The following is an 11,821-nucleotide window of genomic DNA, read 5'->3' as shown; positions in this document are numbered from 1 at the left end:
CGCGGACACGTTCTAGCATGACTTCCACCATACTTAGCGCCATGCGCAACCCGGCCATGCGGATCAGCATGCTGGCAATCTTCCTGTTCGGCTTTGCGGGTGCTGCAACCTCGCCCTATCAGTCCGTTGTCGGCATCAACGAACTGGGTCTCAGCGACGCCATCTATTCGCTGCTGATCCTTCTTGCTTCGACCGTGAATGTCATCGTCAGCGTCTCGATCGGCATCCTGGCGGACCGCGTCGGTAATTATCGCGTACTGATGTCGACGGCGATCCTGTTCGGCGTTGTGGGCTACGGCATCGTCTATGTGCTGCCGTACCAGACGAGTTTCGTCGTCAGCGTCCTTTTGCTGCTGCCGATTTATGGCGCGCTCTACACGCTGCTCTTTGCGAATGTGCGCAGCATCGCCCGGCGGATGAGTGGGCATGACGCCGCGTCGCTGACGACCGGCGCGCGCGCGGCGATATCGGTGTCCTGGGTTCTGGTGCCCGGGCTGGTCGGCTTCGCTCTGGCGGGCGGCGAAAGCATGCTGCCGGCCTATCTGCTCGCCTGCCTTGGTTGCCTCGCCAACCTGCTGATCGTCTATTTCAGATTGCCCAACGAAGGCGGGGCCGACGCTGCGCTCGGCAAGCGGCTTTCCTATTGGACGTCGTTTCGGGAGATCCTGGCACCGCGCATCTTCCTGCGGGTGATTGCCGTCGCAACCATCACCTCGACGCTCCACGTCAACGCTGCTGTTCTGCCCCTGATTATGACCGACGAGATCGGCGGCAGCGTTACCGATATCGGCATCATCGTCGGCATCGTCGCCTTCCTCGAAGTCGTCTTCATCTTCGTCTGGGCACGCATCCAGTTGAGCCTGGTTCCGTTCAAGGCGCTGGCACTGGGGACGGCCATCTACATCGGCTACATGGCGTTGCTCGGCTTTTCGACGGCCACCTGGCAGATCTACGCGCTCACCCTCATCGGCGCCTTCGGTGCAGCGGCGCTGATCACCATCCCGATCAGCTACCTTCAGGACCTGATTGCCGACCGGCCGGGCCTGGGAAGCTCACTGATCGCCGTGAACCTTTTCCTGAGCGGCGGGCTTTGCGCCGGGCTTTTTGCGCTCGGCACCCGGATCAGCAACTATTCCGGAACGGCGCTGCTCGGTGGTGTTGCAGGATCTGCCGGGTTGTTGCTGCTGCTGGTGCTCGATGGCGATAGAAAAGGAAAGAGGACGGTCAGCCGCGAACCGGGTTAGTCCCAGGGCTCATCGACAAATTTGCAGGTCAATGTGGTTTGGTTGTCCTGGAGACATCTCTTCTTTTGATCGACAAGGATCATAATTCTCGCGAAGAAGCGCGAGAAGTCGGCCTTGCTGGAGTTAAAGGTGGCTATCCCCAGCGCATGCGCCTGGGCCTGAGCCACGCAGGTCGCCAATTCCTGATCGGGGACATCGTTGTTTGCAACGACGACGGCTCGGTCAAACCGCCCTTCCGCAGAATAGTTCACGGCAGAGGCGCAGTTTCCTGGGCCGCTTCCTGCCGTGTCGTTGAGCAATTTGCTGTAGTAGGGGTCGAAGCCGAAATCTTCAATTTTGCGAACGTCGACCCGGCCATTCTGGACGACATCTTTTCTAAATATCACGCCGATGGTGTTTCTTCCGAGGCCCGGTTGGGCTCGCACCTCAATTCCGGCAGTGATGGCGAGCATTTGAATTGTTGAGAAGACCACGTCCCTCTTCTTGGTCTCCCCTTGGCTCATTCCGACGCCGATATACTCCGGGAAGGCGGTAAAATGCCGCTCTCCGTTGCGAACAGGGCCGAAGAAACTCACGTTCTGGGCGACCGAAGACGAAGCAATAAAGGCGCTCGTAAGAAGCCCCACGGCAAACATAGGATGTCTAATGGTTCTTCTCTTGTTTCTGCCCTTACACATGAAGCCTTCTCATAAACAATCAGCGCTCGCTTGAGCGAAAAGAGATCTTCTGCAACGCATCGTCAGAAATGCGATGGCATCATTATTTTTCTAGCATTGCGATCAACAGTTGCAAGGCGCCGAAGCAAGGAAGACGCAGTCCCGGTACTTGTCTCATCAAAAAGTGATAGGGGCGCCTTTCGGCGCCCCTATCAGCATTTCCGTTGAGTATGTCAGTCGAAAGCGTATCAGTTGCCGAGGATACCCGGCAGGCGCAGGCCCTTGTCCTTGGCGCAATCAAGAGCGATGTCGTAGCCCGCATCGGCGTGGCGCATGACGCCGGTCGCCGGGTCGTTCCAGAGCACGCGCTCCAGTCGCTTGGCTGCATCATCCGTGCCATCGGCGCAAATGACGACGCCCGAGTGCTGCGAGAAGCCCATGCCGACGCCGCCGCCGTGGTGCAGCGACACCCAGGTCGCACCCGAGGCGGTGTTGAGTAGCGCGTTGAGCAGCGGCCAGTCGGAAACGGCGTCTGAGCCATCCTTCATCGCTTCGGTTTCGCGGTTCGGCGAGGCGACCGAGCCCGAGTCGAGGTGATCGCGGCCGATGACGACAGGCGCCTTCAGCTCACCGTTCCTGACCATCTCGTTGAAGGCGAGGCCGAGGCGATGGCGGTCACCGAGGCCGACCCAGCAAATGCGTGCCGGCAGGCCCTGGAACGAGATGCGCTCGCGCGCCATGTCCAGCCAGTTGTGCAGGTGCTTGTTGTCGGGCAGCAGTTCCTTGACCTTGGCGTCGGTCTTGTAGATGTCTTCCGGATCGCCGGAGAGAGCCGCCCAGCGGAACGGGCCGATGCCGCGGCAAAATAGCGGGCGGATATAGGCCGGTACGAAGCCCGGGAAGGCAAAGGCGTTTTCGAGGCCCTCTTCCTTGGCGACCTGGCGGATGTTGTTGCCATAGTCGAAGGTGGGGATGCCCATGTCCTGGAAGGCGATCATCGCTTCGACATGTTCGCGCATCGAGGCACGTGCTGCCTTTTCGACAGCCTTCGGGTCGCTCTCGCGCTTGGCCTTCCACTCGGCCATGGTCCAGCCCTTCGGCAGGTAGCCGTTGACCGGGTCGTGTGCCGAGGTCTGGTCGGTGACCATGTCGGGGCGGATGCCGCGGCGAACCATTTCCGGCAGGATTTCAGCGGTGTTGCCGAGCAGGCCGACGGACTTCGCTTCGCCGTTTTTCGTCCAGCGGGCGATGATCTCCATCGCCTCGTCCAGCGTCTCGGCCTTCTCGTCGAGGTAGCGGGTGCGCAGGCGGAAATCGATCGAATCCGGGTTGCATTCCACGGCAAGGCACGATGCGCCCGCCATGACCGCTGCGAGCGGCTGGGCGCCGCCCATGCCGCCGAGGCCGCCGGTCAGCACCCATTTGCCCTTGAGGTTGCCGCCATAGTGCTGGCGGCCGGCTTCCACGAAGGTCTCGTAGGTGCCCTGAACAATTCCTTGAGTGCCGATGTAGATCCACGAGCCAGCGGTCATCTGGCCGTACATGGCGAGACCCTTCTTATCCAGCTCGTTGAAATGATCCCAGGTCGCCCAATGCGGCACGAGGTTGGAGTTGGCGATGAGAACGCGCGGCGCATCCTTATGGGTGCGGAAGACGCCGACCGGCTTGCCGGACTGGACCATCAGCGTTTCGTCGTCGTTGAGGTCCTTGAGCGTCTCGACGATCTTGTCGAAATCGGCCCAGGTGCGCGCCGCGCGGCCGATGCCGCCATAGACGACCAGTTCGTGCGGGTTTTCCGCCACGTTCGGATCGAGGTTGTTCATCAGCATGCGCAGCGGCGCTTCGGTCAGCCAGCTTTTGGCGTTGAGCGTCGTGCCCTGGGGGGCGCGCACGTCGCGAATGTTGTGGCGCGGATTGTTCATGGTCATGCCTCGCTCCCTGTCTGTGTCTTGAGGTCTAATGCGATGGTTTCGATGCGGTTCAAAATGGCTTTCAGCGGTTCCCGCAGCAGTGCTGAACGGGCGGCGTCGAGCGCGAAGGGTGGTTCTTCCGCTGCCAGATGGGTCGATTGCGCGAGTTCCATCTGGATCGCGTGCACGCCAGTCTCGGGGCGCCCATAGTGGCGGGTCGTCCATCCACCCTTGAAGCGACCATTGAGAATGCTGCTGTAACCTTTTGCTGCAGCAGCGATTTCTGCCGTTTCTTTCTCGACTTCCGGCGCGCAGGTCTTGCCCATGTCGGTGCCGATGTTCAGATCCGGCAGCTTTCCTTCGAAGAGGAACGGGATGTGCGAACGGATCGAATGGCAGTCATAGAGCACGACGACGCCATGGATCGCCTTGACGCGCTCGATCTCGGCGGCAAGCGCCGCGTGATAGGGCGCGTGGAACGTCCGGAGGCGTTCGGCGATATCGGCTTCGGTTGGTGCCTCTCCATCCTTCCAGATCGGCTTACCGTCGAAATCCGTTTCCGGGATCAGGCCGGTCGTGTTCTGGCCGGGGTAGAGGCTGACGCCCGCGGGATCGCGGTTGGCGTCGATCACGTAGCGGTGGAAGGTGGCGCGAACGACGGTCACCTCCGGCAGCAGGCCGTCATAGAGCTGGTGGATATGCCAATCGGTATCGGCCAATATCCGGCCGTTGTCGTTGAGCCGATCCCAGATCGCAGCCGGCACGTCAGTGCCGGTATGCGGAAATCCGAGAATGACCGGGGAGTTCCCCCTTTTGACTTCGAAGACCGCCATCTCAGCTCTCCAGGCCAGGCAGGATGCCGGCGGAGATCGCGGCGTTCAGGCGGCCGGAGGCGACGAGATCGCCGGCAGCCTTGAGGTCGTTGGCCATGTAGCGATCTTCCTCGATCGTCAGAGAGACGGCGCGAAGTGCCGCGGCTGCCTTCTGCAACTCGGGGCTCGTCTTGAGCGGCGCGCGGAACTCGACGCCCTGGACTGCGGTCAGGGCTTCGATGCCGACGATCGAGAACAGGTTTTCGGTCATCTGCAGCAGGCGGCGGGCGCCGTGGCAGGCCATCGAGACGTGGTCTTCCTGGTTGGCCGAAGTCGGTGTCGAGTCGACCGAGGCCGGGTGCGAGAGCTGCTTGTTCTCCGACATCAGCGCAGCGGAGGTGACTTCGGCGATCATCAAGCCGGAGTTGAGGCCCGGCTTTTTCGCAAGGAAGGCCGGCAGGCCGTAGGAGAGTGCCGGATCGACGAGCAGCGCGATGCGGCGCTGCGAGATGGCGCCGATCTCGCAGACGGCAAGCGCGATCTGGTCGGCGGCGAAAGCAACCGGCTCGGCGTGGAAGTTGCCGCCAGAGACGACGGAATTGTCCGAAAGGACCAGCGGGTTATCGGTGACGGCGTTGGCTTCGGTCTCGAGCACGCGCGCGACCGAGCGCAGGAGATCGAGGCAGGCGCCATCGACCTGCGGTTGGCAGCGGATGCAATATGGATCCTGCACCCGCTCGTCGCCTTCGATGTGGCTTTCGCGGATCGCGGAGCCGGCAAGCAAAGTGCGCAATGTGGCGGCCGTATCGATCTGGCCGCGATGACCACGCAGCTTGTGGATGTCGGGGTGGAAGGGGGCGGACGAACCCATGGCGGCGTCGGTCGACATAGCGCCGGTGATCAGTGCTGCCTGCGCGGCGCGGTGGGCGCGGAAGAGACCGGCAAGCGCCAGCGCCGTCGAGGTCTGGGTGCCGTTGATCAGCGCCAAGCCTTCCTTGGCGGCCAGCACGACGGGCGTCAGGCCAGCGGCGGAAAGCGCCTCGGCGCCGGACATGCGGCGCCCTTCGAAGAACGCTTCGCCATGGCCCATCATCACGGCTGCCATATGGGCGAGCGGTGCGAGGTCGCCGGAAGCACCAACCGAGCCCTTCTCGGGAATGACCGGGACTACGCCCTTTTCGAGCATGGCTTCGATCAGACGCACGAGTTCGAGACGGACGCCGGAGGCGCCGCGACCGAGCGAAACGAGCTTCAGCGACAGGATCAGACGCACGACGTTTTCGGCAAGCGGCTCGCCGACGCCGCAGCAATGCGACAGGATCAGATTGCGCTGCAGCGTCGCGACGTCGGCGCTGTCGATCTTGATCGAGGCGAGTTTGCCGAAGCCGGTGTTGATGCCGTAGACCGGGGCATTGCCGGCGACGATTTCGGCGATGCGGCCGGCCGCCTTCTTGATGCCAGCGTCAAAGGACGGGTCAAGACGAGCCGGCTCTCCGGTCCAGTAGATGGTTTCGAGGTCGCGAAGGGGCACGGAGCCCGGATGTAGAATGATGGTCATTGACCGATCCTTTGCCCTCTGAAGATGCGTTCATGAAGTGGGTTGAAGCCGATGCGGTAGACGAGCTCGGCGGGATCCTCGATGTTCCAGAGCGCGAGATCGGCCGACTTGCCGACCTCGATGGTTCCGGTGTCCGCGAGCAGGCCGAGGGCGCGCGCGGCTTCGCGCGTTGTGCCGGCCAGGCATTCGGCTACCGTCAGCCGGAAGAACGTCGCCGACATGTTCATGGTGAGAAGCAGCGACGTCAGCGGCGAAGTGCCGGGGTTGCAATCGGTGGCGATCGCGATCCGTGCGCCGGCGTCGCGCAGCGCCTGAACCGGCGGTAGGCGCTCTTCGCGGAGTGCATAGAACGCACCGGGGAGCAGGACGGCAACCGTGCCTGATTTGGCAAGGGCTGCGGCGCCTTCGGCGTCGAGATATTCGAGATGGTCGGCCGAGAGCGCACCATAGGATGCCGCGAGCTTCGCACCGCCGAGATTGGAAAGCTGTTCTGCGTGCAGCTTGACCGGCAGGCCTAGTGCCTTGGCGCGGTCGAAGACACGGGCGATCTCTGCGGTCGAGAAGGCAATGCCCTCGCAGAAACCGTCGACCGCATCGACCAGCCCTTCGGCGTGCGCCGCATCGAGGCCGGGCAGCACGACGTCGGTGATGTAGTCGCCGTTGCGGCCCTTGTAGTCTGCCGGCGTCGCATGCGCGGCGAGGTAGCTGGTGACGACGCGGGCCGGCCGCAGCGTTTCGAGCTTGCGCGCGGCGCGCAGCATGTTGAGCTCAGCCGTCACATTGAGCCCGTAACCGGACTTGATTTCGACCGTCGAAACACCTTCGGAAAGAAGCGTGTCGAGCCGTGGCAGAGCGCTTTCCACGAGTTGGTTGACGCTCAGCGCATTGGTCGCCTTCACCGAGGAAACGATGCCACCGCCGGCCCGTGCGATCTCTTCATAGGTGGCGCCTTCGAGCCGCATCTGGAACTCGCGGGCGCGGTTGCCGCCGTGCACGAGATGCGTATGGCAATCGATCAGAGCCGGCGTCATCACGCGGCCTTCGCAGTCAACCGTTTCGAGGCGGCCTGCGAGGTTGGCCGGCAGATCGCGATCGGGACCCGCAAAAGCGATCCGCCCATCGACGACAGCAACGGCCGCATTCTCGACAAGCCCAAGTCCTTCGGCGCCTTCGCTCAACGTCACAAGGCGCGTGTTGCGCCAAACGCCGGATGCCTGCTTGCGGGTCGAGATATCGTTCATGAGGTCGCCTCCACTGGATATAATGTATATACATATTAATTCGCTCCACAAGAGGAAAATCGTGTGGCGGGAGGAAAAGGACAGGGCCTAAAGGCGAAGAAAAGAGACGCGGCGCTGTTCAAAAACATGAGCAAGCGGCGTCAACAAATTGATTCTGTGAGCAACTTCTGTGCGACGTGCTTCCGAAGCGCGCGAACGCAAAAAAGCCCCGAAACCGGAATTTCGGGGCTCGTGTCAATCGATCGTCAGAAAAGATATCCGGCCTAAAGCCCTGCCATGTCGATTCGAGAGGCGAAGCCGACGGTACCGCTCGCCCCCGTCAGGCGGCGTGGTCCGCCTTGATGCGCAATCGTTCCACTAGGTCGACGAAGCGGGTGCCGGCGATGTCGAGCCTGCCGCTATTGTCGATGACGCTCACGCCGGGCCCCGACGTGACATCGGGGGCCTGGCGGCTCAGTCGTCGCAGGACTTCTTCCTCGCTCTCGCGGCCGCGTTCTGCAAGCCGCTTTGCCAGAACCGGTGCCTCGGCGGTGATGACGACGACGGCGATGTCGCCGAACGCTTCCCGGAACGCCTGCAAGGCACCGCGGCTGCCGTTGACGATCGCCGTCATGCCGTTCCGGACATTATCGAGCACCACGGATGGGATGCCGTATTTGAGGCCATGCGCGTCCCAGAAGACGGCGAAGGCGCCGTCCTTTTGCATGTCGACGAACTCGTCTTCGGAGACGCTTTCATGCACCTCGCCGCCGGCATCCGACGGACGGGTGATGACACGCCGGACGAAATACACGTCGTGACAGTCGGCAAAGTGCCGGGCGGCAAATCCCATGACGCTGTCCTTGCCGGCGCCGCTTGGGCCAACGACGACGACGAGCGCGCCGCCCTGTTCGTTCGCGCTCATGCGACACGCCGTCCTTCGCGCCAGACGGAGCGCACGACCGGAATGCCTTGCCTGCGGTGGACGCGGGCGATATCGGCGCGCAGACCGACTGCGACGCGGCCGCGGTCGTCAAGGCCGACGGTGCGCGCTGGCGTCGAGGTCACCATCGCGATCGCCTTCGGCAGGTCAATGGCTTCGACTTCGTCGGAAAGAACGAAAGGCGCGTGGATCAGGCTGAAGGGCACATAGTCCGACGACAGCACGTCGAGCACGCCACGTTCCGCCAGGTCGCGGGCGGCGATGTTGCCGGAGTGCGACTTGCCGCGAACGATGTTCGGCGCGCCCATGAGCACGCTCAGGCCCGCGCGGTGCGACGCTTCGGCGGCTTCGAAGCTTGTCGGGAATTCGGCAAGCTTGATGCCGAAGCCGACCGATTCTTCGACGTGGTCGACCGTCGCGTCGTCATGGCTGGCAATCGTGATGCCGCGGGCCGCGCAGGCCTCAGCCAGCGCAGTGCGGTGCGGGCCGGCATATTTCGCCGAAAGCGCCTGCTGACGCTCGACGAAGCGGGCGAATTCCGCGTCGGAAAGTCCGCGCTTGGATTTGTAGTAGAGCGTGTACTGGTCCATCGTCTGGAACTGACGCTGGCCTGGCGCATGGTCCATCAGGGAAACGAGCCTGACCTGCGGGTCGTGCCGGAAGTCCTCGTAGTGATCGAGCACGTCGGAGGTCGAGACTTCGCAGCGCAGGTGGATCAGGTGGTCGGCGCGCAGCCGACCTTCTTCCTTGGCCTGCGCCAGGGCATCAGCCATGCTGCGCATCTCGCCCTTCTGGAAGCCGCCGTCTTCGTCGGAACCGAGACGCAGGCAGTCGAAGACCGTTGTGATGCCGGAGGTGACGACCTGCGCGTCATGCGCCTGGATCGCTGCGATCTTCAGCCAGCGCACGCCGGGGCGCGGCGAATAGTGGGCTTCGAGATGGTCGGTGTGCAGCTCGATGAGGCCCGGGATCAGATAATCGCCTTCGAAGTCCTCGCCGCTGGCGACCGTCCCCGCGGAGATATCGGCAATCTTGCCGTCGCGGATCAGCACCGAACCGTCGAGGATACTGTCCTCAAGGACGATGCGGGCGTTGGTCAAAACCTGTTCTTTGCTCATCTCATGCGATCTTTCGTTGGGAGTCGCTGCCGAGCGGCAGCAGGGAGCGGACAATAAAGGGGGCGCCGCGCTCCGGTTCGACGAAGAGCGCGACTGACGTGACGTGAAGCGGTTTGCCGATATGATCGGCAAAGGTGGTTTCGAGCGCCGAGCGCATGACGCCGCCGGTCTCGGCAGGGACCGGTCCAGTCAAAGTCAGATGGAACTGAAATTCTTCGAATACATAGGGATAGCCCCATTCCCTCAGGTAGCGCCTCTGGCGTTCTGGCAAGCTGTCCGGCTTGCGCCGGGCGAAGTCCGCCTCCGACAGGCGCGCGCGGAACGGGTCGAAGCGGTGAACGGCATCTTCGGCCAGATCCTGCAGTTCGGCAGAGGGAGCGGACGGCACCAGGGCAAAAAAAGGACCGAGCTGGTGCAGGACGATTTCAGGGATTTCGAAGGGATCGAGGTCAGCGGCGAAGCATTCGAAGATGCTGAGAAGTTCGTCTTCGTCGCGGCCCTCGGCAAGCTCGAAGGGTGCCTTCAGCGTTCCGTGAAAACCGTAGCGTCGCGGGTCTGCTGTCAGTGTGCGTTGCGTCGCTTCGTCGATCCCGGCGATCGTCGGAAGAGCAAGATCCTGGCCGGTAAAGGCGTCACGGCCAAGCCAACGGGACGCGGTCTGCGACAGCCGGTCGTCCGCCGGCGGCGCGAAGTAGATTGCATAACGCACGGTCTTCACTTTCTTCTAGCGACCGGCCCGCCGGGGAGGCGGGTCGATTGTTTGCGGGATGCGATGCGCAGCTAGCCGATTTCCATGACAACATCATGATGGCGGACGCGCAAATGCTTGGCTGTCGTCAATGTGCCCTGCGACCCATCAGGCGTGAACGGCACGCGTTCGAGATGCTGTCGAAAATAAAGACAACCAGCAAGATCAGAAGCACCATGTAGGCGACATTTTCCCAATCGGAATTGGTGCGCATTGCTTCCCAGAGCTTGAGACCGATACCGCCCGCGCCGACGGCGCCGATGATCGTCGCCGAACGGGTGTTCGATTCCCAGAAATAAAGCGCCTGGCTCGCAAAGACCGGCAACACCTGCGGCAGCACGCCGAAGCGCTGTACGGCAAGCGGCGCAGCACCCACCGACTTGACGCCTTCGCGCTGCTTGTCGTCGATGTTTTCCAGCGCCTCGGAATAGAGCTTCCCGAGCGTGCCGGTGTCGGTGAAGAAGATCGCCGAGATACCGGCAAGCGGTCCGGGGCCGAAGGCGCGGGTAAAAAACAGCGCCCAGATAAACATGTCCACCGATCGCAGGAAGTCGAAGAAGCGCTTGACCAATTGGTTGGTCATGAAGCTCGGCGTAATGTTGCGCGCCGCGAGGAAGCAGAGCGGGAAGGCGATCAGCGATGCAAAGAGTGTGCCGACGAAGGCCATGACGACGGTCTGCAGCAGCTTCGTCCAGACATCCAGATGCTGCCACTCGGCGTTGTAGAGGATGTTGTTCCAGGCAAGCGAAAGGTTCGAGCGGGCCGGATCGATGCGCTTGCCGGATATGATGAGCGAGGCGACCTCGCCGTAGCTCTTGCCGAAGAAGGGCGAGTTGGTGTCGAAGAGGAAGTTCGCCCAGCCGAAGAAGCGGTTGCGGACGGAGACCTCGTCACCTTCGACTTCGGCCCAGCCGGTGGCGCCGAACGCAAGCACCATCTTCTCGCCTGGACGCTTCTGCGTCGCCCAGGTGGGCAGCGTGCCCTGCGGCATCACCCTGTCGGCGCCATCGACGGCCATCACCAGGGTCTCGCCGCCATGGGTCGCCTTGACCAGGCTGTCGGCGATCTCGATCCTGGTCGAGCGGTCATAGGTGACGACGACCCGGGTAAGCACTTCCTCCGTGCGGGTTTCGACGCGGTTCTGAGCTTCGGCCGTGGTCGTGCCGCCGAGTGCTGAACCGGGCGCCATGAAGCTGAAGGACGAGCTTGCCCTCGGCCTTGCCGCCTGCGTTGTCAATGCCGGAATTTCCACGCGGCGCGTCACCGTCTCCTTGTCGAGTTCCACCCAATCCGGATCGGGATTGGGTCCGAGCGGCGAATTGCGCTGATAGTTGAGGCTCATTGTCCGGTCGGAGGCGATGTGGATCTCGGGCCGCACCTCGTAGGAGACCCAGTCGGCGAGATAAGTGCCGGCGATACCCCAGTTGGCGTTGCCAAGCACCTGACCGATCGAGAAGAACCACCAGCTGAAGATGAGATAGGCGACAATGCCGCCGGCGATCGTTGCCGTGCGTACACGCTTGGAGGTCGAGGATTTCAGGAGCTCGGGATGGCGGGCCGCGATCGCGTCCATCTCCATCGGGCTCAGTCGTGTGGTCGTGGTCATAGCGCG

10 protein-coding genes are annotated in these 11,821 nt (G+C 62.6%); 1 reads left to right on the top strand and 9 read right to left on the bottom strand.

Features of this window, described 5'->3' with window-relative positions; all coding sequences use genetic code 11:
- Positions 1-17: 17 nt before the first annotated feature.
- The gene (locus IB265_RS13790) at positions 18-1,244 is read left to right on the top strand and encodes an MFS transporter (RefSeq protein ID WP_057249158.1); all 1,227 of its coding nucleotides are present in this window, start codon (positions 18-20) and stop codon (positions 1,242-1,244) included.
- On the opposite strand, the gene IB265_RS13785 is transcribed toward IB265_RS13790, so the two are convergent.
- From IB265_RS13785 to phnE, 9 genes are all read right to left on the bottom strand, one after another.
- On the bottom strand, positions 1,241-1,879 hold the full coding sequence (locus tag IB265_RS13785; protein WP_057249157.1) for a hypothetical protein: 639 nt from the start codon (positions 1,877-1,879) through the stop codon (positions 1,241-1,243). The two genes, IB265_RS13790 and IB265_RS13785, sit on opposite strands and share 4 nt — an antisense overlap.
- A gap of 269 nt (positions 1,880-2,148) precedes the next feature.
- On the bottom strand, positions 2,149-3,822 hold the full coding sequence (hutU, locus tag IB265_RS13780) for a urocanate hydratase (protein WP_057249270.1): 1,674 nt from the start codon (positions 3,820-3,822) through the stop codon (positions 2,149-2,151).
- 2 nt (positions 3,823-3,824) lie between these two features.
- Positions 3,825-4,643, bottom strand: a complete 819-nt coding sequence (gene hutG, locus IB265_RS13775; RefSeq protein ID WP_192494827.1) for an N-formylglutamate deformylase — start codon at positions 4,641-4,643, stop codon at positions 3,825-3,827.
- Between the two features lies 1 nt (position 4,644).
- Entirely contained in the window at positions 4,645-6,180 is a 1,536-nt protein-coding gene (hutH, locus tag IB265_RS13770) for a histidine ammonia-lyase (RefSeq protein ID WP_057249155.1), read from the bottom strand.
- Positions 6,177-7,421: an imidazolonepropionase gene (gene hutI / locus IB265_RS13765; protein ID WP_057249154.1), complete on the bottom strand. Its 1,245-nt coding sequence runs from the start codon at positions 7,419-7,421 to the stop codon at positions 6,177-6,179. The genes hutH and hutI overlap by 4 nt, the downstream gene beginning before the upstream one ends.
- A gap of 319 nt (positions 7,422-7,740) precedes the next feature.
- On the bottom strand, positions 7,741-8,325 hold the full coding sequence (gene phnN, locus IB265_RS13760; protein ID WP_057249153.1) for a phosphonate metabolism protein/1,5-bisphosphokinase (PRPP-forming) PhnN: 585 nt from the start codon (positions 8,323-8,325) through the stop codon (positions 7,741-7,743).
- Complete coding sequence (locus IB265_RS13755; RefSeq protein ID WP_057249152.1) at positions 8,322-9,461, bottom strand: alpha-D-ribose 1-methylphosphonate 5-triphosphate diphosphatase; 1,140 nt, start codon at positions 9,459-9,461, stop codon at positions 8,322-8,324. Before IB265_RS13755 ends, phnN begins: the two co-directional genes overlap by 4 nt.
- Position 9,462: 1 nt before the next feature.
- Positions 9,463-10,170, bottom strand: coding sequence for a DUF1045 domain-containing protein (locus IB265_RS13750; RefSeq protein ID WP_057249269.1), 708 nt, complete (start codon positions 10,168-10,170; stop codon positions 9,463-9,465).
- 127 nt (positions 10,171-10,297) lie between these two features.
- Positions 10,298-11,815: a phosphonate ABC transporter, permease protein PhnE gene (gene phnE / locus IB265_RS13745; RefSeq protein ID WP_057249151.1), complete on the bottom strand. Its 1,518-nt coding sequence runs from the start codon at positions 11,813-11,815 to the stop codon at positions 10,298-10,300.
- Between the last annotated feature and the right edge of the window lie 6 nt (positions 11,816-11,821).

The organism is Ensifer sp. ENS10 (assembly GCF_014852025.1).
GTDB lineage: Bacteria > Pseudomonadota > Alphaproteobacteria > Rhizobiales > Rhizobiaceae > Ensifer.
Note: the sequence above shows the minus strand (reverse complement) of the source record. Positions and strands in the feature narration are given on the sequence as shown.

Excerpts from the sequence above, each read along its gene's own strand:
- IB265_RS13785 (WP_057249157.1), bottom strand. The coding sequence starts at position 1,879 with ATGTTTGCCGTGGGGCTTCTTACGAGCGCCTTTATTGCTTCGTCTTCG.
- phnN (WP_057249153.1), bottom strand. The coding sequence starts at position 8,325 with ATGAGCGCGAACGAACAGGGCGGCGCGCTCGTCGTCGTCGTTGGCCCA.
- hutG (WP_192494827.1), bottom strand. The coding sequence starts at position 4,643 with ATGGCGGTCTTCGAAGTCAAAAGGGGGAACTCCCCGGTCATTCTCGGA.
- hutI (WP_057249154.1), bottom strand. The coding sequence starts at position 7,421 with ATGAACGATATCTCGACCCGCAAGCAGGCATCCGGCGTTTGGCGCAAC.
- phnE (WP_057249151.1), bottom strand. The coding sequence starts at position 11,815 with ATGACCACGACCACACGACTGAGCCCGATGGAGATGGACGCGATCGCG.
- IB265_RS13755 (WP_057249152.1), bottom strand. The coding sequence starts at position 9,461 with ATGAGCAAAGAACAGGTTTTGACCAACGCCCGCATCGTCCTTGAGGAC.
- hutU (WP_057249270.1), bottom strand. The coding sequence starts at position 3,822 with ATGAACAATCCGCGCCACAACATTCGCGACGTGCGCGCCCCCCAGGGC.
- IB265_RS13790 (WP_057249158.1), top strand. The coding sequence starts at position 18 with ATGACTTCCACCATACTTAGCGCCATGCGCAACCCGGCCATGCGGATC.
- hutH (WP_057249155.1), bottom strand. The coding sequence starts at position 6,180 with ATGACCATCATTCTACATCCGGGCTCCGTGCCCCTTCGCGACCTCGAA.